The sequence below is a fragment of the Shewanella sp. NKUCC05_KAH genome (assembly GCF_019345585.1).
GTDB classification, from domain to species: Bacteria; Pseudomonadota; Gammaproteobacteria; order Enterobacterales; family Shewanellaceae; genus Shewanella; species Shewanella oncorhynchi.
On record NZ_JAHKQZ010000015.1, the window covers coordinates 85,416 to 105,516 of the forward strand.

The following is a 20,101-nucleotide window of genomic DNA, read 5'->3' on the forward strand; positions in this document are numbered from 1 at the left end:
TGATTAGATTTTAAATACAAAAAAGCCGCACTATAAATGCGGCTAGTGAATAGGTAAAACCACCTTCTAAAATACAACTTAAGTCAAAAATTAAGCGTATTTACGCACTTTTTTAAGGGCGATTTGTTGTTTTAGCATGGATAAATGTTCGATAAATACTTTGCCATGCAAATGGTCGATTTCGTGCTGCAACACTATGGCTAAAAACTCATCGGTCTCGATTTCGATAGCTTTGCCCGTTCTGTCTAAGGCGGTCACTTTAACCTTTTCAAAACGTGACACTTTAGCGCGATAACCTGGGATAGACAGACAACCTTCTTCACCGACGAACTCACCTGACTTCTCAACAATCTCAGGGTTAATCAGCACTAAAGGCTGGTCGCGACCGTCAGATAAATCGATCACGATAATGGCATCTGTACTGCCGACTTGCGTTGCCGCTAAACCGATACCATCGTCCGTGTGATACATGGTTTCGATTAAATCATCGATAAATCCCTGAACAGCTTCAATATTTTTTACAGGTTGCGCTTTACGTTTAAGGCGCTCATCGGGAATAGTTAGAATATCGAGTACAGCCATGCCAGTTATCTTCTCTCATCGAGTCAAAAAAATTGGCGCTATTATGGACTATTTGACCATTTACACAACATTTAAGCTAAAAACAGTTTAAATATTTTGTTAGTAATCGAGCTAGCCGATAAAAATATCGAGAAGTGCTTAATCCTTTAAATGCCAAATACCCTCACATCTACCGCTAAGCCAGGCTTTACCGTTACACTAGCGTGAACTCATCAAGCAAAAGTTTTTGAGAGTGATTCTTTGTGAGTCATACCAATCGTATTAAATATCTGTTCATTCAGCGAGAATTCAACGCGCTTTAGACAAGGCGAAGGCATGAAGGCATAGTGGTGCTCTGTCGAAAGCCTTAAACGCAGTATAAAGCGTTTTGAAACCCGCCCTTTGGGAGCCTCACAGGTATCCCACTCCGGTGTTGCATTGACTTAAAAGAGAATAACGATTTCTGCGTCAATGCGCCTGAGATTTAAATACCTGTGAGGCTTTGAACTGATTAGATATTTAATGTGATTGGTATCAATACCATTAAGCTGAGGGTTAACAATTCAATGGCATCGTTTCCTAAAGAAAAATCACCACTGTATCAATACCTTGAACAAGATAAACAGAGTGTAGCGAGAAAACAGCCCCAAGCAGTGGATTTGTCTCCTATGGCGAAAATCTGGCATATCGTCGCCATGATCCCGCAGGGTAAAGTCAGCAGCTATGGCAAAATAGCCGATTATGCAGGATTACCGGGACGAGCGCGTTATGTGTCAAAAGCGCTGAAAGCAGCTCCCGAACATTTGTCACTCCCTTGGCATAGGGTACTCAATAGTCAAGGCAAAATATCCTTCGAGAAAAATTCAACCTTCTTTCAAGAACAGATGGAATTATTAAGAATTGAAGGGATAACAGTGAACTGCGGCAAAATTAGTTTGTCTGAATACGAGTGGCGCCCGGATCTGGTGACTTTAGTCATGGCAATGCCATTTTAGTTTAATATATTGATCCATAAACTATTTACATCTCTATTTACAGAAACGTCGTCCTCGGCTATAACCTGCTTACAGTCGATCCGATAATTGATTTATGCTCAACTGATTGACCCAGAACTGTGTAAGTAAGCATGCTACTCGACACTTTTTTATCAACCACTACCGACTATTGTGTAGTGATACAAGGTGAAAACCTGCGACCCAAGGAGCATTCTTTGCGTACCATTCCCACATTATTAGTTAGTTTAACCGTCCTCACTCAAAGTATGTTTGCCATGGCAGCGCCAACGCCGCTAACACCGCAGACGGCCGAATACCAAGTCAACTATGGAGACATTGAATTAGGAAAAGCCAAATACACGCTACCCAATGCCGAAGATGGCGTGTTTAAGTATCGTTTTGATAGCGATCTCAGCCTATTATTGTTATCCGATGTGCGTCACATCTTGAGTGAATTTACTCAAAATGATTCGCAGCTCAGTCCTTTGCGTTACTTACAACAACGCCAAGGTGTCGGGCCTAATTACACGGAGCAAACCGCATTCGCCAAAGCTCAAGGCTTTATTCATACCCGTTACAAAGATGAAAAAGGCAAGTTTCCCTATGATGATAAAATCTTTGATCCTCTTATGGTGCAGTTGCAATTTAGGCTAGATATGATGGCGGGCAAAGAAGTGCTCGACTATAAGATGGTCAAGGACAACGAAGTCGATGAATACAAATTTCATGTGATCGGTAAAGAACGAATGAACATCGACAGCGGCAGTTACGACACAGTCAAAATTGAAGTCGTGCGTGACAATAAAAAACGTCAAACCTTCTTCTGGATGGCGCCTGACTTAGCGTATTTGCCCGTGCGTCTAACTCACTTTGAAAAAGGCAGTAAGCAGCTCGATATTAAGTTACTTAAATATCACTTCGATGAAGTGCCGCACCAAGAAACCATACCTGCAGACATTGCAGAGAAACCGCTAGTGCCTAAACTGCTCGGCACGACTGAAGGTTAATCGGTAAGGCATTGAGTTAAGATGTATAAACTTAACCCAATGATACAAAGCCTTAGCTTCACAATACTGAACTAAAGCCAAACTCATATCGAATAAAGCCCAACCGAACTAATATCTAACCGAACTATATTTAACTGAACTATATCTAACTGAACTATATCTAACTGAACTTAGGGCCTACCTCTAAGTTCAGTTAATGTTCATCGCTAATGGTTCATCACTGATTGCTAGAAGGTATGTTAGATACTGACTCGAACTTTTTAATAAAGTGACCTGAACAAAACAAAGTCAACCGTAAATCCGCTTGCCCTCATTATTTAGCTCAGTGGTATCACATCAGAGATCGATTAACAGCTCACCCAATCTGAACAGCTTCCAGTTACCCGGCTGCATAACGCGCCACTGTTCATTCTCGGTCAATGGGCGAGTCGCAATCACAGTCACCACATCATGGGCGGTAGTTTCCTTATCAAAATCAATCACCACATCGGTATCAATAAGTTTCGCTTTACCAAACGGCGCGCGGCGAGTGATGTAACATAAGTTATTACTGCAATAGCTCATTAAATGCTCGCCATCGCTCAATATCATGTTGAACACACCTAAGGCACGGATTTGCTCGGCCAACGTCGCGACAAAATGGAACACAGCCAACATATCTTCAGGTTTAGTACCGCCAAACTTCTGGGCGACTTGTTCCAAAATCCAGCAGAAAGCAAGTTCGCTATCGGTATCGCCTACGGGTTGATAGCGCGAGACATGAAACTTGGGCAGATAGTCCGTCAATTGCCCATTATGGGCATAGGTCCAATAACGTCCCCATAATTCGCGGGTAAAAGGATGAGTATTCTCTAAAGACACACAGCCGCGATTAGCCTGCCGAATATGGCTTATCACCACTTCACTTTTAATCGGGTAGGATTTGATCAATTTTGCAATATGCGATTCGCTACTCGGGCAAGCATCTTTAAAAGTACGGCTGCCTTTGCCCTCGTAAAACGTAATACCCCAGCCGTCCACGTGGGGACCGGTTACACCACCACGTTGTGCTAATCCCGTAAAACTAAACACAATATCGGTCGGCACATTGGCGCTCATCGCCAGTAACTCGCACATATTTCTCGCCTATCATCAATCAAAAAACTACTTATTGGCATTGTAACTAGTTGATGACATTTGTGGAATGATCAAAGCTGACAAATAATTTAAACAATTGTTTGAAAAATACTTGTATTAAAATTCTCTTAGGTTTAACTTTTATGCGACACAGGTCTGACCACAAACTATAATTGTGATCGCAATCAATAAAACACTCTATGACCTGTGGTTGGCACTCGGTCATATTTAAGGAGAATTACAGTGACTACCCTACTTTGGATCATCGCCATGATCTTAGTGCTAGGAGCCCTAGCTTACCTTCGGGTATCTTTGCTCACTGCCACTATTACAGCCGCTGTTGTGATGACAGCTGGATGGACACTCGATGTTGTCGGCCCTATCTCTTGGATCGTTTTCCTCGTGATCGCGCTGCCGTTAAATATCAGTGCATTTAGACAAAATGTGATCAGTCGTCCACTGATGAAGGTATATCGCGGCATCATGCCGGAAATGTCTTCAACAGAGAAAGAAGCGATTGAAGCCGGCACCACTTGGTGGGAAGCCGATCTGTTTGCGGGTAACCCGAACTGGAAAAAACTCCATAACTACCCAGTTGCGCGTTTAAGTGCAGACGAACAGGCCTTCCTCGATGGCCCTGTTGAAGAAGTGTGCCGCATGGTGAATCAACACCAAGTGTCACATCAACTTGCCGATCTGCCTGCTGACGTATGGCAATATCTGAAAGATCACGGTTTCTTCGCCATGATCATTAAGAAAAAATACGGCGGTTTAGAATATTCAGCTTATGCTCAATCTCGTGTGTTACAAAAACTGGCGGGGTTAAGCAGTGAGTTGGCTTCAACTGTTGGCGTACCAAACTCTTTAGGCCCTGGAGAGCTGCTGCAACATTACGGCACGCCAGAGCAGCAAAACCATTATTTACCGCGTTTAGCCAAAGGCTTAGAAGTCCCTTGTTTCGCTCTGACCAGCCCAGAAGCCGGTAGCGATGCAGGCTCGATTCCTGACTTTGGTATTGTGTGTAAAGGCCAATGGGAAGGTGAAGAAGTTCTGGGGATGAAGCTGACCTGGAACAAGCGTTACATCACCTTAGCGCCTGTCGCGACAGTATTAGGCTTAGCCTTTAAACTGCGCGATCCAGAGCATCTACTTGGCGATAAAGAAGAACTCGGCATTACTTGTGCTTTGATCCCTACCGATGTGGAAGGAGTAGAAACGGGTCGTCGTCACTTCCCGCTCAACTGCATGTTCCAAAACGGTCCGACTCGCGGCAACGAAGTATTCGTACCATTAAGCTTCATCATTGGCGGCCCGAAAATGGCTGGTCAAGGCTGGCGCATGCTGGTGGAATGTTTATCTGTGGGCCGTGGTATCACACTGCCATCAAACTCAGCGGGCGGCGTGAAAACCGCAGCGCTGGCAACAGGGGCCTATGCTCGCATTCGTCGTCAGTTCAAATTGCCTATCGGCAAGCTTGAAGGTATCGAAGAGCCAATGGCACGCATCGGCGGTAACGCTTATCTGATGGATGCGGTCACTACTTTGACCACTACAGGTATCGACCTAGGTGAAAAACCGTCGGTTATCTCTGCGATTGTGAAATATCACCTGACCGATAGAATGCAGAAATGCGTTATCGATGCCATGGATATTCACGGCGGTAAAGGCGTGTGTCTTGGCCCCAATAACTATTTAGGCCGTGGCTACCAAGCTGCGCCTATCGCAATTACTGTTGAAGGTGCAAACATTCTCACCCGTTCTATGATCATCTACGGCCAAGGCGCAATTCGTTGCCATCCGTATGTACTCGCAGAAATGGAGTCAGCGTTTGATACTGAATCGGGTCAAGGTTTAGCTAACTTCGATGCGGCCATCTTTGGTCACATTGGTTTTGCGACCAGTAACTTTATCCGTAGCTTCTGGTTAGGTCTGACATCAAGCCGTTTCTCTAACGCGCCTTATTCAGATAAAACCAAACGTTATTATCAACAGATGAACCGTTTCAGTGCCAACCTTGCCTTGCTCTCTGACTTAGCCATGGCAACCTTGGGCGGCAACCTTAAACGTAAAGAACGTATCTCTGCCCGTTTAGGTGACTTACTGAGCCAACTGTATCTGGCATCAGCCACACTGAAACGCTATGAAGATGAAGGCCGTCAAACCGACGACTTGCCATTAGTACAATGGGCAGTTGAAGATGCGCTGTACAAGCTGCAAGCTTCTTTAGACGATTTACTGGATAACTTCCCTATGGGCCTTGGCGGCGCATTACGTGTGGTGATGTTCCCATTCGGTCGTCCACTGAAACGCCCAAGCGATGTGTTAGATCATAAAGTCGCGAAGATCATGCAAACACCGTGTGAAAGCCGTAACCGTTTAGGTAAAGGCCAGTTCTGGACTAACTCTGAGCACAATGCTGTGGGTATCCAAGAACAAACACTACTTGACATCATCGCGTCTGAACCGCTGCATGACAAAGTCTGTAAAGCGAGCGGTAAACGTCTACCATTTATGTGGTTAGATAAAGTTGCCGCCGAAGGTAAAGCCTTAGGTGTGTTAAGCGATGCCGAAGTGCAATTACTGGAAAGAGCGGAAATTGGTCGAATGAAATCAATCAACGTTGATGACTTTGACCCAGCAGAACTGCGTCCAGAAGTGGTTTCAACCACTTCACAGGAACGTGCTGCGTAATCCACTCAGTAAGATTTAAACCACAAAAAGGAGGCTAATTAGCCTCCTTTTTTATTCCGATGGCAGGGCGTGCTAAGTGAATTTGGTTGAGTTACGACCTCGACTTTGACCAATGCTTTCATTGCTCAGTATGACTGAACAGTACTATGCAAATGACATTACTATCAATCCATTGATAAAAGAATACCATGTCAGTAAGTCGCTGACATGCCACTTTAAAAACTGTTCAGTTTTTAAACCTGTAAGGCTTTAGATCTAATTCAGCCTTAACACTCTTCATCACTCAGGTCTTCAAAGTACCAGTAACCGAGGTTCACCCACTCAGTAAGCTGCGTAAGCAAATCGGCATCGGCTAACCAGGGGGCTAAGGCGGCTTTATCTAACTGATTACTATCACATAGTAGTGGGATCACCGCGGCCAATTCGGCTGAAAGCTGATACTTATCACCATTAATATAGACAACGCCTTGTCCCACATTGATATCAAAATACAAACAACGCAGTCCGCCGAGGCGAATAAGCGGCTGCTCATCGAGCCATGCGAGCACTTCGTCTTGCGTGATGTCCAACGGCTCATCGGGTAAATCGAGGGCGCATTTAGATTGAGTTAAATAGCGGCCCGAAAACTCGCTCACCAGTTCATCGGTTAACATATTAGTCAGTTGCGTGCGTAACCTCGCTAAATCGCGATTATCAACACAACCACTGCGCGTTGTCAGCTCGCGGTCTGGATCTTCAATCTGCTGTGTGCCTAAATCTTGCTCAGACAGATGATCGGCCAAAGCACTTACCATATCTTTGGCGGAAGCTGTACGATAACCTACTGAAAAACTTAAAGACTGTTCTAAGGTTATGCCATCATGGGGGAATCCTGGTGGAATATAAAGGATGTCGCCGGGCAATAACTCAGTATCGATAATCGGTTCAAAAGCTTCTGTGTGCAGCAAAGCGGGATGGGCGGCAAACTCTTTGTGCGGCCCCAGATCGCCTACGCGCCAGCGGCGACGTCCCGAACCTTGGCAAATAAACACATCATACAGATCGATATGCGGCCCCACACCACCGCCAGGAGTGGCAAAACTCACCATCACATCATCTAAACGCCAGCGCGGAATAAAATCAAAACATTGGATCAGGGCTTCTGCATCGGGCACCCAGTTGTTCAAGGCTTGCACGATCAAAGTCCAATCCCGTTCACCGAGATGATCGTAGGAATCAAAAGGGCCAAATTCAGCCTGCCATTGCCCTGCCTGTTGGTACACTCGCCGAGATTCCACCAGCTCATCCATGGCTAACCCAGCTAACTCTTCGGGCGAGATTAAATCTTGAAAGTGTTTGAATCCTTGGCGGATAACCAAAGGTTTTTTCTGCCAATATTCTGCTAAAAATTGCGCGGGTGTTAAGCCATTAATATCGAGTTGCATGGGTCGCTCACAAACCAAACTGTTATTCATAGAGGTAAATGCTAACAGGAAGCGAAACCAAGAAAGCTCGACCGGATCAACAAAGCATTAAGTCTTTTATCAGCGTTAATGTGATAGTGAATTTACTAACGTATTGAATTACAATCGGCTTATCTAAAAGCGTTGCGCTGTCAAAGACGGCAATACTGATACATCATTTATAGAGTCCACGTAAGATCTATGCCTACATCTGCAGCTAACACTTTGGTCGTGCTCGACTTTGAAACCACGGGGCTATCGCCTAATCAAGGGGACCGCGCGATTGAAATCGGAGCTGTGCTGATTGAAAACGGCGTGATCACCCAAAGATTTTCAGAGTTGATGAACCCAGGATTTAGAATAAGTCGTTTTATTGAGGACTACACAGGGATCAGCAATCAAATGCTCAGGGATGCAGCGCCCTGCAATGAAGTGATGGCGCGTTTTGCCGACTTTATCGCCGATCATAACTTAGTCGCCCACAATGCGGCATTTGATCAGCGCTTTTTAGACGCGGAATTTGCTCAAATTCGCCATCGTTATCTTGGACAATTTGGCTGTTCCTTGCTGGTGGCGAGACGGTTATATCCAGCGGCACCGAATCATCAGTTAGGTACTTTAGTGCGCTATAAACAGTTACCAAGCGATGGCACCTTTCACCGCGCCTTAGCCGATGCTGAGATGACTGGCCATTTGTGGCTGGCAATGCTGGCAGACCTTCAGCAAGAGTTCGGTCTCAATGCTCCCACCTTCGAGTTACTGCAAAAAATCGCCAAGAAAACCAAAGCAGATGTGCCGAAGTTTTTACGTCAATATGCGGTTAAGTGATCCCAAAAAGCAAAAATCCGATAAATCCGATAAATCCAAGGATTATCGGCGATTTTTCAATAAGCAAATTAAGTGCTCAACGACTTGCCAGCAAAAAACAGCAAGCTCCTAGCAATAACGGCCCATCTATAACGGCTTAAGCGGCGCGCTATCAATGCCGCAGGAACTGCGAACCACTAAGGTCGTCGGAATAAGCTGCGCACTCACCTCTTGTCCGCGGATAAGTTTGAGTACACTGTCGACTAAAATTTCACCAGCTAATTGGGTATTCTGCTTAATGGTCGTTAATGGCGGATTGGCAAAACTCGCCACCGGAATATCATCATATCCCACCACTGCAACTTGTTCTGGGACTGAAATGCCCTTCTCTTTCAACGCACGAATAGCACCAATGGCAATCAGATCGCTAGCCGCAAAAATAGCATCAAACTGTGCGCCTTTGGCCATCAATGCCATAGCCGCATCGTAGCCAGCACTTTCAGTGCTAATTGCCGACACTTGCTTAGTGCGATCGACAGCAATATTCGCCATTTGCAGCGCCTTCACATGGCCTAAATATCTGTCCCTAAACTCAGGGCTGTGGCTTGAGGCATCGCCTAAAAAGGCAAAAGCTTTACGACCAAGGGAAATCAAGTGCTCTGTTGCAATCAAGCCGCCTTGATGATTATCACAACCAATCGATAGCACTGACTTATTGTTATGCTCAGCACCCCAGATCACAAAATGAGTATTCTGCGCGAGCAATCGCTCCAACTTTTGCTCGTAGTCCATGTAGTCACCGTAACCGAGCAGAATAATGCCGTCAGCTTTATTACTGTCTTCATAATCGGCGTGCCAGTCGCTGGACAATTGCTGAAAAGAAACCAATAAATCATAACCTTGCTGCGCCGTTGCTCGAGTAATGGAGCCAAGCATAGACAGGAAAAAAGGATTGATTAACGAGTCATCGTTGGTGGGGTCTTCACACAATAACAGCGCTAAGGTATGGCTATTTTGGGTGCGAAGATTGCTGGCATTTTTATCGACCTTATAATTCAGCTCTTTGGCAATGGTTTGAATACGTTGGCGAGTTTCTAAATTGACTAACGGGCTGTTTCTAAGGGCACGGGAAACCGTTGACTGGGATACGCCAGCACGATAAGCAATATCAATCGAGGTCGCTTTCGATGCCATAAAGAGGATTTAACCTTAGTTATTATTTTGCGTCGATACTAAAACAGTTCCACCCACTTGTATAGACGAATGCGTTAACATCCGTCTTACATTAGAGACTCTGGTTAAATGCCGAGCTGATCGAGCAAATCATCGGCTTCATTATCAATGGCACGAGTCGCAATGGCGGGTTTATCGGCCATCTTAACCCAAGGCGAAACATTCGAATTTGAGTCGTTATTTCCCCCAATCGAACTGTGCTGCTCTAACAGACTATCGGGATCGAATTCTTCATCGTAGACAAATTCATCTAAGCGAATGAATTCGGTTTTGTCCATGGCAAACTCGAGGTAGAAAATATGGTTATTCTCTGTCCTAAACGACACTCTACGGGCAACTGCATCGTCTAAGTTAGCGTCGATTGATATAGTTAACTCTTTATTAATCGTTAACATTTTTGGTTGGCTTTGGCTGATGGATGTTTGCAATTCTTTAGAAATTTTATTAATAAAATCCCCTAGAATTTGGTTCATCAGTTCGCCCATCACATTACTCACTTCATCTGAAGTATGTGAAAACGCGAGCTCAGACTCAGGCATGCCCATGTTCAGCATGTAGCGACGGTAGATTTCAATCGCTGCAGAGGCTGAAAAGTTGATCACCACTAGGCCTGAAAAACCACCATCAAAAATCGAGAAACAACCGAGATCAGGTTTAAGACGAGTACGCGCAATACTTTGTACCATACCCGCATGGGTAACATTGCTGGCACTGGTGCTAGAAAGGACGTGGGCGACTGAGTGGCATAACTTCAGTAAAATATCATCCGACGTTACGATAGTATTTGTGGTCATAATCGATTCTCAAACTGAATAATGAATTAATCTTGCGCGTAAAAGCGTAAAAAATCAAAATTAAAACAATTGATTAGCCTAATATAGCAAGATGGCAAAATTAACATAATGCTAACTTATTGATATTTAATAGATCAGATAAAACCTTCAACATGAAACGACTTATAAAACGGCATAACTTAATAAGAACATGCCCCATAATGCAACAGATTAAAGTTCCCTATCACTATTCCCTGCTTTAGATCAAAGAAACTCATATTTTATAACGGCTTTTACTTAATTTATGTCACAGACGATTCAATTGAGATTGATTCGCAGGTATATTGATGCACAATAATAAGTCCTTAAGGAATCCAAATGATCACGTTTTTGCGCCGGTTTACCATTTTGCAACGCTTAATGATGATGCTCCTTATGGCCGCGATAGGAACTGTGTGTTTTGCCAGTTTTTCAATTAAAGAGCAGTACAGCAATTTAATTGAGCAGAAATGGTTGCAGATAGACGGTCAGCTCGCCAGCATGTTAAGTGTGATAGATGTGCACCGTCAGGATGCGCTCAAAGGTAAGTTTAGCGAAGCAGAAGCTAAACAAATCGCCGCGGATTTAATCAATCAAACTCGCTATTCAGGTTCAGGCTACTTCATTGTTATTGATGATAATAATCAAATCCTCGCCCACGGGGATAGCGCAAATCTTATTGGCACCTCAGCATTAACCTTCAAGTTACCTAATGGCACAAATCCCTTAGCCACTATGCTGCCATTAGCGCGTGCTAAATCGAAAACAACCCTCGAATACCCTATCGCCGATCCTATGACACGTGCCATCGAAGATAAGCTCGCAGAAGCCCGTTACTACCCACAATGGGGTTGGACAGTCATCACAGGCGCCTATCTTAGCGATGTCAAAGCAAGCTTAAAGTCAGTCATTATCGACTATCTGATTATCATGTTTTTGATTTCAGTGCCGATTTTTGCCTTCTTCCTTGTGCTTAACCATTCCATCACCTCACCATTAAATGATGCTATTGATGCCCTTGAAGATATTGCCCAAGGCGAAGGCGACTTAAGTCAGCGCATTAATGCTCAAGGTAAAGATGAGATTGCCCATCTCGCCCGCGCCTTCAACATGTTCGCCCAAAAAATTGGCGACATGGTCGGCCATTTACAACCTTTAGGCCAAGCATTAGATAAAGATGCAAAACAGCTTTTGATTGCAGTTGAAGAGTCCAATCAGAGTGCTGAACATATCCACAGAGAAACAGGCAGCGTCGCCACAGCCGTCAATCAAATGCTGTCGACTACCCATGAAATGGCGAGCAACACCCAACAAGCGGCCGATGCGGCGAACAGCGTAAAAGAACAAGCGCAGCAAAGCCAAGTCGTGATCGACAACACAGTCAGCAACACAGAAAAACTGGTGGCAGAATTAAAAGCCTCTGAAGTCATCACCCAAAAGCTGGGCGTCGCCTCACAGCAAATCGGTAGCATTCTCGATGTGATCCGCAGCATTGCCGAGCAGACCAACTTGCTCGCCCTCAATGCCGCCATTGAAGCTGCTCGAGCAGGGACCCACGGCCGTGGTTTTGCCGTGGTTGCCGATGAAGTCCGCGCCCTTGCTACTCGCACCCAAGACTCGACCAATGAGATCCAAAAAATCATTAGCGAGATCCAATCCGGTGTTGGCTCAGTGATGAAGAGCAACAATCAAACTCAACTGCAATCCGATGAGCTGCAGGCCCAAGCCCACGAAGCGGGTAAAGCCATGGCGGCGATTCTGCAATTGATTGCCCATATCAGTGACATGAACACACAATTAGCCAGCGCCACTGAAGAGCAATCACTGGTGACCGAAGAAATTAATCGAAATATTTGTAATATTTCGGAATTAACCGAAGTCTCAGTAAAAGCTAACGAAAGTAATAGCCATGCAGCTCAGTCACTGCAAGACATTAGCCAAGACATGTCCCGCACCTTAGGCCAGTTTAAAATCTAACTAAAGTGTATGAGAACGGCATGACTTGTCGATTGGGGCGCCATAGGGCGCCCTTTTCTTTGGGTAAACCTTCTGGTAACGCTTGTGAACCGCTATCTCACCAACAATGAATTTCAACGAAAAAATCCCATTAACCACAAATTCTCTGTCACGCTAACGTTTGATATGCGGTATGCTTTAGCCTTAAAAATCCAACCGAGACACTGCCATGCGAATGACCTTAGCCGTTCACCCTGAACAGTACACAATTCATAGCTTTAGCCCGAATGCCGTATTGCCCAGTGAGGTTTTTGCACAGGACATGTATTTCATTGGTAAGACCCAAGAAGGTTTATCTTTAGTCGTTTCCAGTGAAATGGAACTCGACAGCCTAGAGCAAGAACCGGGTTGGTGTTGCTTTGAAGTACTCGGGCCACTGGGATTTTCGATGACAGGCATTTTATCTAAAGTGTCTGGCACCTTAGCGGACGAACAAATCAGTATTTTTGCGATTTCGACCTTTGATACCGATTACATTTTAGTAAAAAATAATCGCCTCAAAAGTGCGATCGCCGCCTTGAAAAAACAGGGCTATCACATCATAGAATCGAAAGACGAAGTGTAATACCCCTTTAAATATGAGCTCATCTACTATGTACGAAAAAACAGTCACCATTACCGCCAAACATGGCATTCACACCCGTCCAGCAGCCTTACTTGTTAAAGAAGCCAAAACCTTTGACTGTGATGTCATGGTCGAGTGTAATGGTAAGCAAGCCAGTGCTAAGAGTCTGTTTAAGCTACAAACCTTAGGGTTATATTCTGGCGTCACGGTAAGAGTGTTTGCCGAAGGTGAACAGGCACAGGCCGCGGTTGAGAAAGTCTCTGAGCTGCTCATAACCCTAAGCTAGGCCTTTTCTTACGCTAAAATGCGTTTATCTGCAGGTTTAACCGACACGCAAAAAACTCGTCTCGACCGTCTTGACATGCCAATGCTTTACATACAAACGCTTTACAAGCTTAGCGTCACTCAACTAGACTCGCTATCGCTAACGGACACTCAGTTCAGTGGTTAATTTAGGAAGGGATATGTCAATAACGGGGATTATAGTGTCATCGGGAATTGCCTTTGGACAGGCACTTCACCTACTCCACACCGAACACCACCTCGATTATCGCCCTATTCCCCTGTCTAAAATCCCTCAACAACAGGGTAAATTTGCCAAAGCCTTGCAAGAACTACAGGTACAACTGACCCACAGCCAAGCTGCACTCGACAGCGACTCCGAAAATTATCAGTTAATCGAAGCCGATTTATTGTTATTAGAAGACGATGAATTAATCGAGCAAGTGAACGATGCCATTCGCACCTTACAATTGTCGGCAAGTGTGGCGGTTGAACGTATTTTTGCCCATCAGGCCAATGAATTACAATCCTTAGATGATCCCTATTTAGCCAATAGAGCCCTAGATGTGCGCTGTTTAGGCCAAAGAGTCGTCGCGGCAATAAACGGCCATTTAGCTCAAGGACTCGAAAAACTCGATAGGCCCACTATCTTATTAGCGCAGGATTTGACCCCCGCCGAATTTGCCTTACTGCCGCGGGAAAACCTCTGCGGTATTGTACTGAAAACGGGCGGTTTAACGAGCCATACAGCCATTTTAGCCAGAGCAGCCGGCATTCCTGCCATCTTAAGTTGTCAGTTCGACGCAGACTCTATTCCTAACGGTACGCCCTTAGTGCTCGATGCACTCGCGGGTGAACTTTGTGTCAATCCCAATCCAGACCAACAGGCAAGACTCACAGTCACCTTTCACCATGAACAAGCAAGGCGCGCAGCACTTCAAACTTACAAGGATGTCCCAGCGCAAACCCAAGACGGTCATACCGTGGGACTCATGGCAAACGTGGGTAATCTCAACGACATCACCCATGTCAGCGATGTCGGCGCCGATGGAATAGGTTTGTTTCGCACCGAATTTATGTTGATGAACGTCGCCACCCTGCCCGATGAAAAAGCCCAATACAGCTTATATTGCGATGCATTGCACGCCCTAGGCGGTAAAACCTTTACCATACGTACCTTAGATATCGGTGCAGACAAAGAACTACCCTGTTTATGCCAAGAAATTGAAGATAATCCCGCCTTGGGTCTTCGCGGCATTCGCTACACATTGGCGCACCCAGAATTATTTAAAACCCAATTGAGGGCCATTCTGCGTGCCGCTAACCATGGCCCGATCCGTTTGATGTTCCCTATGGTCAATCAAGTCGAAGAATTGGACGAGGTGTTTGCACTCATTGCCCAGTGCCAAGATGCCTTGGAAGAAGAAGAGAAAGGCTATGGCGAACTTAGCTACGGTATCGTTGTCGAAACCCCTGCTGCGGTATTCAACCTCAACGCTATGCTGCCAAGACTTGATTTTGTCAGCATTGGCACCAACGATTTAACCCAATATGCAATGGCAGCCGATAGGACAAACCCGCAGCTTACCCGTGACTATCCATCCCTTTCGCCTGCCATTTTAGCCTTAATTAACATGACAATAACCCAAGCTAAGGCCGCTAATGTTAAAGTTTCTCTGTGCGGTGAACTCGCCAGTTCACCGCAAATTGCGCCACTGTTAATCGGCATGGGGTTGGACGAACTCAGTGTTAACTTAAGCTCACTATTAGAAGTGAAAGCGGCCATTTGCCAAGGCAGCATCACACAATTTTCGGCATTAGCTCACACGGCATTACAACAAGATAGAATTGCAAGCTTACAGCAGTGTATAACAAGCTATAAATAGAGACATTTATTCGTTATGCTGCATTACAGAACAAAAACAATGACAAAAACAAGCAAAAGAGGCTCTAGATTATGGGATTTTTAAGCCGAATAAGGCGCTTGGTATCGGGCCAGACTCAATTAGCTGGCGGTATCATGGTGTATGCCCCCGTTTCCGGCGATATCGTCGCCATTGAAAAAGTCCCCGACGTGGTTTTTGCTGAAAAGATTGTCGGTGATGGCATCGCTATCGCTCCCAAAGGCGAATTAATTCTGGCGCCTATCGACGGCACCATAGGTAAAATTTTTGAGACAAATCATGCATTCAGCATTGAGTCTCCCCAAGGTTTAGAGCTATTTGTTCACTTTGGTGTAGGTACAGTCGAGCTGAGAGGCAAAGGGTTTAAACGTTTAGCCCAGGAAGGTCAAGAAGTGAAAGTCGGCGATCCGATCCTGTCATTCGATATTGATTATCTAAAAGACCAAGTCGACAGCCTACTCACTCCTGTCGTTTTGGCGAACATGGAAGATGTCAAATACCTCGACAAAGCCCAAGGCAGTGTCACCGCAGGCAAAGACGTGATCTTTACGGTACAGCTCTAATTTAGCCATTTCGAATAAATCGTTTATCGGTTGTTTTCTGAATAATAAAAGGCTGACTCACCATCATGAGCCAGCCTTTTAAGTTTTGAAAACCAAGCCTATACACGGTATTTGAATTCGCCAAGCTGCACCGATACACAGGCTTGAGAGAATCTATTTCGACCATTCTCACGCTAAGCATCACGTTCCCTGCGAATAACGGCTACATGACTCTAGTAAACTAATCTACTTTGAACATGGCAAAATCGGGGCGCGGCAATTTATCTAAAATACTGTACAGATAAATCACCAATACCGAGAGTAAAGCGCCTGTCAAAAACAGCCACTGACCGCCAAAATGATCCAATATGATGCCACCTCCAAGGGGCGCGAGCGCAAATCCTAAGTCATAGAATGAAGCAGCCCCAAAGTAGGCGCCGCGAAGATGATCAGGGGCTAAGCGGTCGATATGCACATTCATAGTGGGGAACAAAATAGTCTCGGCGACACTCATCACCACAATCGCACCAATCCAGCCCCAAAATAGATCCAGTGGATTAAACGCCAGCCAGATTTGTGAGCTGATCAGTAATAGCAATCCGATTTGAATCCGTTTGACGAGCGGAAAACGGGCCATGAGTTTCAATAGCAAAAATTGGGTGGAGATAATCACCATTGCATTGGTGAAAATCATGCCAGAAATTAACGTCAGCAAATCAGGCGCACCTGCGCGAGTAAGATATTGGATCAACGAACTGTCCATTTGGGCATAAATGAACATACACAAAATATTGGCAAAAATTAAACATTGCAGCAGTTTATCTTGCAATAGAATGGCGATAATTTGCTTACGGCTCACGACTGCCGCTTTTTTCGTGCTTGCCTCTACATCAGTCGATAAGCTATTCACACCACGATTAACACCATCACTTGTCATGTCATTTACAAAGTCACTTTCACTGCCACTCGTATCGCCACTTAAATTGTCACTCGATGAGGCGCCAGCCGCCATAGCAAGTTCCTGACGGGTTTGATGGTTAAATCCCCAATATAACAAGGCCAACAATACGGCAAAGGCCACTGCAGTAAGGTAGAAACTGGATTGCTTGCCCGTAAGACCAAGCCATACCCCCAGCATAGGGCCAACGGCGCAGCCAACGTTGACGATAAAATACAGCGACTGCATCGCCAATTCGCGTGTCTTAGGATCGGCAATAATGTCGCCAATAGCGGCGGATGTCAGCGGTCGCCACAGTGAAGTGGCCATAGAGCACAGGGTCATCACGACCACATACCCCTCGACAGAATTGGCTTCAGCCAATAACGAAAACGAGATGATATAGAGGATGCCCGTCAGGTACATCAGCTTATGACGACCGATTCTGTCGGACAATGAGCTACCAACAAAGCTCGTAAATACCGAAATAATCGCGGCGCTGGACAAGACCATGCCGACCTCAGTGGCACTTAGCGCAAATTTCTCATATAAAATAACGGCTAAGAATGGCCACACCATGTAATAACTGCCACGGGTGATAAAAGACCCAAACAAAAATATCCACATCAAGCGTGGAAATTGCTTAAATCGCTGCAATGAAACATCGCTGTGCATCTTAATCCTTTAAAAGCGCATTGACCTCAATGCTTAAATCAAACTGATTTTAATGAAAAAACAATATATACAAGGCACTTAAGTTAAACAAGTGTTAGAAAATTAAACCAAAGCAAGTCACCAGCGATTATTATCTCTAGAAAATTAACGTTTTATTAATCACCAGATATCGGCAACACATCCCACTTGTGACATGCCGCGCACAATGCCACAATGCCAGTAAAATCAATGCTTGCAAGCCAAGCGTCCATCCACACTGGAGCATCATTTTGACCCTCTACGGTATTAAGAATTGCGATACAGTGCGTAAAGCACGTAAATGGATTGAAAATCATCAACTTCCAGTTCATTTCCATGATTTTAGAGATGACGGCCTACGTCAAGAAGACCTCGAATTATGGTGTAACACCTCAGGCTGGGAAACCGTATTCAATAAGCGCAGCACGAGCTTTCGTGCGCTCAGTGACGCAGATAAAACCGATATCGATCAAGCCAAAGCCATTCAACTTATGCTGGCGCAACCGACACTGATCAAACGCCCCGTCTTAGTCGTCGGTGAACAAGTGCTGATTGGCTTTGATGAAACCGCCTATAAAAGAGTATTTTCACTATGATGCCAGCCGACGATTATCCCGTTACGGAACTGACAAAAGCGCTGATCGCCCGCCCTTCGGTGACACCGCTTGATGAAGGCTGCCAAACCTTAATGGCAGAAAGACTCAGCGCCATCGGCTTTAATATCGAACCTATGGTATTTGAAGACACCACCAATATGTGGGCTCGCCGTGGTAATGAAGGCCCCGTTTTTTGTTTTGCGGGTCACACAGACGTTGTACCAACGGGCGATGTGAGCCGCTGGCACACGCCACCTTTTGTGCCCACCATCATTGATGGCTACTTATATGGCCGAGGCGCAGCGGACATGAAAGGCTCACTGGCGGCTATGATCATTGCCACCGAACGGTATGTGGCTAAACACCCCGATCATCATGGCTCTATCGCCTTTTTGGTCACCAGCGATGAAGAAGGTCCATTCATCAACGGCACGACGCGAGTCATTGATACCTTAGAAGCACGCAATGAGAAGATCACCTGGGCATTAGTCGGCGAGCCTTCATCGACCCTAAAGCTGGGCGATGTGGTCAAAAATGGTCGCCGCGGCAGCTTAACTGGCAACTTAACCGTGAAAGGCATTCAAGGCCACGTGGCCTATCCACACCTTGCCGATAATCCAATCCACAAAGCCGCGCCTTTCTTGGCCGAGCTAAGTCAAATGCACTGGGATAATGGCAATGAGTTTTTCCCACCCACCAGCTTCCAAATCGCCAATATTAATGGCGGCACAGGTGCATCAAATGTGATCCCTGGCGCACTGGAAGTGATGTTTAACTTCCGTTACTCCACCGAAGTGACCGCCGAAATCTTGATTGAGCGAGTTGAAACTCTATTGAAAGCCTATGAGCTAGATTGCGATATCAGCTGGATTTTCAATGGCCTACCATTTTTAACCGGTGATGGCCCATTATTAGATGCAACCCGTATCGCGATCCGCCAAGTCACAGGTTATGAAACCGATCCGCAAACCACAGGCGGCACATCAGACGGTCGCTTTATCGCGCCAACGGGCGCCAAAGTGTTAGAGCTTGGCCCTGTCAACGCCACCATTCATAAAGTGAATGAATGCGTTAAAGTGGACGACCTTGAGCAGTTAGCCCTGTGTTATGAAGTCATTTTGGAACAATTACTGTGTTAGCACATCTGAAGATCCGTCCCGAAACCGCAAAGCTTTACGGCTTAAGCGCCCCTGAATTGGTGGATTATTTAAGCCCGTATCACCTTGGTTATCATAGCTTTGGGTTAGAGGAGAACACAGCTATCGCCTTTAAGTCTATGGCGGCAAAAGCTGAAGATGCGGGCATAAAACTCGCTATTTGCTCGGCTCATCGTCCCTTTGAACGGCAACTGGCAATTTGGAATGCCAAGGCTAGCGGTAAACGCGCGGTATTGGATGCCAATGAGTTACCGGTCAATATTCAGGGCTTAAGTGACGATGCCATAGTTGACTTGATTTTGCTCTGGTCGGCGTTGCCCGGCGCTTCACGTCACCATTGGGGTACCGATCTCGATGTGTTCGATGCGGCTCAAATTGATGTTAAAGCCCTGCGCCTTGTTGAAGCTGAATATGTTCAGGGTGGTCCCTGCGCTAAATTACATGCTTGGCTGGTAGAAAATGCCCATGATTTTGGCTTTTACTTCCCGTTTCAGCTGAGACAAAGTGCGGTAAGTCCTGAGCCTTGGCACATCAGCTATTTCCCTGTAGCACAGTTATTGTTGCCACAATTCGATCGTGCCGAGCTGGCAATCCTGTTAGAAAACAGTGATATGTTGCTAAAAGATGCAGTACTCGCCCGATTAGACAGTCTAATAGATGAATACGTGCTGCGTATCGCTCAGCCCTAATAACGAAATACTCGCAAAGATCAGTCAAGACAGGTTAAGCATAGCGCTATATCGTC

The 20,101-nt window shown here is 45.5% G+C and carries 18 protein-coding genes; 12 read left to right on the top strand and 6 right to left on the bottom strand.

Translation table 11 applies throughout. From position 1 onward, the window contains the following. Positions 1–90: 90 nt before the first annotated feature. A complete protein-coding gene (gene def, locus KO533_RS14390) occupies positions 91–582 on the bottom strand; it encodes a peptide deformylase (protein ID WP_173496666.1) in 492 nt (163 codons plus the stop codon). 545 nt (positions 583–1,127) lie between these two features. Here def and KO533_RS14395 point away from each other — a divergent pair. Both KO533_RS14395 and KO533_RS14400 read left to right on the top strand, forming a co-directional pair. Then, positions 1,128–1,556, top strand: a complete 429-nt coding sequence (locus tag KO533_RS14395) for an MGMT family protein (protein ID WP_173496665.1) — start codon at positions 1,128–1,130, stop codon at positions 1,554–1,556. A gap of 215 nt (positions 1,557–1,771) precedes the next feature. Next, positions 1,772–2,563, top strand: coding sequence for a DUF3108 domain-containing protein (locus KO533_RS14400; protein WP_219254805.1), 792 nt, complete (start codon positions 1,772–1,774; stop codon positions 2,561–2,563). A gap of 336 nt (positions 2,564–2,899) precedes the next feature. Here the strand turns inward: KO533_RS14400 and KO533_RS14405 are convergent, their stop codons facing one another. After that, the gene (locus KO533_RS14405) at positions 2,900–3,679 is read right to left on the bottom strand and encodes a class II glutamine amidotransferase (RefSeq protein ID WP_212600585.1); all 780 of its coding nucleotides are present in this window, start codon (positions 3,677–3,679) and stop codon (positions 2,900–2,902) included. Positions 3,680–3,922: 243 nt separating this feature from the next. On the opposite strand from KO533_RS14405, the gene fadE reads away from it, so the two are divergent. Then, positions 3,923–6,370 carry an acyl-CoA dehydrogenase FadE gene (gene fadE / locus KO533_RS14410; RefSeq protein WP_028760048.1) on the top strand — a complete coding sequence of 816 codons (2,448 nt, stop codon included), beginning with the start codon at positions 3,923–3,925 and terminating at the stop codon, positions 6,368–6,370. A 266-nt stretch (positions 6,371–6,636) separates the two neighbouring features. On the opposite strand, the gene KO533_RS14415 is transcribed toward fadE, so the two are convergent. Then, positions 6,637–7,794, bottom strand: a complete 1,158-nt coding sequence (locus tag KO533_RS14415; RefSeq protein WP_219254807.1) for a cupin domain-containing protein — start codon at positions 7,792–7,794, stop codon at positions 6,637–6,639. Between the two features lie 219 nt (positions 7,795–8,013). On the opposite strand from KO533_RS14415, the gene KO533_RS14420 reads away from it, so the two are divergent. Beyond that, positions 8,014–8,640 carry a 3'-5' exonuclease gene (locus KO533_RS14420; RefSeq protein ID WP_219254808.1) on the top strand — a complete coding sequence of 209 codons (627 nt, stop codon included), beginning with the start codon at positions 8,014–8,016 and terminating at the stop codon, positions 8,638–8,640. A 126-nt stretch (positions 8,641–8,766) separates the two neighbouring features. Here KO533_RS14420 and KO533_RS14425 read toward each other — a convergent pair whose 3' ends face one another. After that, positions 8,767–9,813, bottom strand: coding sequence for a LacI family DNA-binding transcriptional regulator (locus KO533_RS14425; protein WP_113939612.1), 1,047 nt, complete (start codon positions 9,811–9,813; stop codon positions 8,767–8,769). A gap of 104 nt (positions 9,814–9,917) precedes the next feature. Beyond that, a complete protein-coding gene (locus KO533_RS14430) occupies positions 9,918–10,646 on the bottom strand; it encodes a DUF3334 family protein (RefSeq protein ID WP_028760052.1) in 729 nt (242 codons plus the stop codon). A gap of 357 nt (positions 10,647–11,003) precedes the next feature. Between KO533_RS14430 and KO533_RS14435 the strand changes: the two genes are divergently transcribed. The 5 genes from KO533_RS14435 (at position 11,004) to crr (ending at position 15,994) form a co-directional block, all read left to right on the top strand. Further along, on the top strand, positions 11,004–12,641 hold the full coding sequence (locus KO533_RS14435; RefSeq protein ID WP_028760053.1) for a methyl-accepting chemotaxis protein: 1,638 nt from the start codon (positions 11,004–11,006) through the stop codon (positions 12,639–12,641). 208 nt (positions 12,642–12,849) lie between these two features. Beyond that, the gene (locus KO533_RS14440) at positions 12,850–13,245 is read left to right on the top strand and encodes an ACT domain-containing protein (RefSeq protein ID WP_028760054.1); all 396 of its coding nucleotides are present in this window, start codon (positions 12,850–12,852) and stop codon (positions 13,243–13,245) included. Positions 13,246–13,273: 28 nt separating this feature from the next. Next, complete coding sequence (locus KO533_RS14445) at positions 13,274–13,531, top strand: HPr family phosphocarrier protein (RefSeq protein ID WP_028760055.1); 258 nt, start codon at positions 13,274–13,276, stop codon at positions 13,529–13,531. A 178-nt stretch (positions 13,532–13,709) separates the two neighbouring features. After that, the gene (gene ptsP / locus KO533_RS14450) at positions 13,710–15,413 is read left to right on the top strand and encodes a phosphoenolpyruvate--protein phosphotransferase (protein WP_219254810.1); all 1,704 of its coding nucleotides are present in this window, start codon (positions 13,710–13,712) and stop codon (positions 15,411–15,413) included. A gap of 71 nt (positions 15,414–15,484) precedes the next feature. Beyond that, the gene (crr, locus tag KO533_RS14455; RefSeq protein WP_006081821.1) at positions 15,485–15,994 is read left to right on the top strand and encodes a PTS glucose transporter subunit IIA; all 510 of its coding nucleotides are present in this window, start codon (positions 15,485–15,487) and stop codon (positions 15,992–15,994) included. A 220-nt stretch (positions 15,995–16,214) separates the two neighbouring features. Here crr and KO533_RS14460 read toward each other — a convergent pair whose 3' ends face one another. Next, positions 16,215–17,585: an MFS transporter gene (locus KO533_RS14460; RefSeq protein WP_219254812.1), complete on the bottom strand. Its 1,371-nt coding sequence runs from the start codon at positions 17,583–17,585 to the stop codon at positions 16,215–16,217. Positions 17,586–17,854: 269 nt separating this feature from the next. Between KO533_RS14460 and KO533_RS14465 the strand changes: the two genes are divergently transcribed. Genes KO533_RS14465 through KO533_RS14475 form a run of 3 tightly spaced genes read left to right on the top strand, consistent with a single transcriptional unit; the run spans position 17,855 to position 20,045 of the window. After that, positions 17,855–18,199 (top strand): ArsC family reductase, encoded by a 345-nt coding sequence (locus tag KO533_RS14465; RefSeq protein WP_219254814.1) that lies wholly within the window; start codon positions 17,855–17,857, stop codon positions 18,197–18,199. Beyond that, positions 18,199–19,338, top strand: a complete 1,140-nt coding sequence (gene dapE / locus KO533_RS14470) for a succinyl-diaminopimelate desuccinylase (protein ID WP_219254854.1) — start codon at positions 18,199–18,201, stop codon at positions 19,336–19,338. Before KO533_RS14465 ends, dapE begins: the two co-directional genes overlap by 1 nt. Further along, entirely contained in the window at positions 19,332–20,045 is a 714-nt protein-coding gene (locus KO533_RS14475) for a M15 family metallopeptidase (RefSeq protein ID WP_219254816.1), read from the top strand. Before dapE ends, KO533_RS14475 begins: the two co-directional genes overlap by 7 nt. Positions 20,046–20,101 lie beyond the last annotated feature (56 nt).

What these genes read in the sequence shown, in the direction of transcription:
- KO533_RS14415 (WP_219254807.1), bottom strand. Translation starts at nt 7,794, where the DNA reads ATGCAACTCGATATTAATGGCTTAACACCCGCGCAATTTTTAGCAGAA.
- ptsP (WP_219254810.1), top strand. Translation starts at nt 13,710, where the DNA reads ATGTCAATAACGGGGATTATAGTGTCATCGGGAATTGCCTTTGGACAG.
- crr (WP_006081821.1), top strand. Translation starts at nt 15,485, where the DNA reads ATGGGATTTTTAAGCCGAATAAGGCGCTTGGTATCGGGCCAGACTCAA.
- KO533_RS14435 (WP_028760053.1), top strand. Translation starts at nt 11,004, where the DNA reads ATGATCACGTTTTTGCGCCGGTTTACCATTTTGCAACGCTTAATGATG.
- KO533_RS14440 (WP_028760054.1), top strand. Translation starts at nt 12,850, where the DNA reads ATGCGAATGACCTTAGCCGTTCACCCTGAACAGTACACAATTCATAGC.
- KO533_RS14460 (WP_219254812.1), bottom strand. Translation starts at nt 17,585, where the DNA reads ATGCACAGCGATGTTTCATTGCAGCGATTTAAGCAATTTCCACGCTTG.
- KO533_RS14420 (WP_219254808.1), top strand. Translation starts at nt 8,014, where the DNA reads ATGCCTACATCTGCAGCTAACACTTTGGTCGTGCTCGACTTTGAAACC.
- KO533_RS14395 (WP_173496665.1), top strand. Translation starts at nt 1,128, where the DNA reads ATGGCATCGTTTCCTAAAGAAAAATCACCACTGTATCAATACCTTGAA.
- KO533_RS14425 (WP_113939612.1), bottom strand. Translation starts at nt 9,813, where the DNA reads ATGGCATCGAAAGCGACCTCGATTGATATTGCTTATCGTGCTGGCGTA.
- KO533_RS14430 (WP_028760052.1), bottom strand. Translation starts at nt 10,646, where the DNA reads ATGACCACAAATACTATCGTAACGTCGGATGATATTTTACTGAAGTTA.
- KO533_RS14445 (WP_028760055.1), top strand. Translation starts at nt 13,274, where the DNA reads ATGTACGAAAAAACAGTCACCATTACCGCCAAACATGGCATTCACACC.
- def (WP_173496666.1), bottom strand. Translation starts at nt 582, where the DNA reads ATGGCTGTACTCGATATTCTAACTATTCCCGATGAGCGCCTTAAACGT.
- KO533_RS14405 (WP_212600585.1), bottom strand. Translation starts at nt 3,679, where the DNA reads ATGTGCGAGTTACTGGCGATGAGCGCCAATGTGCCGACCGATATTGTG.
- dapE (WP_219254854.1), top strand. Translation starts at nt 18,199, where the DNA reads ATGCCAGCCGACGATTATCCCGTTACGGAACTGACAAAAGCGCTGATC.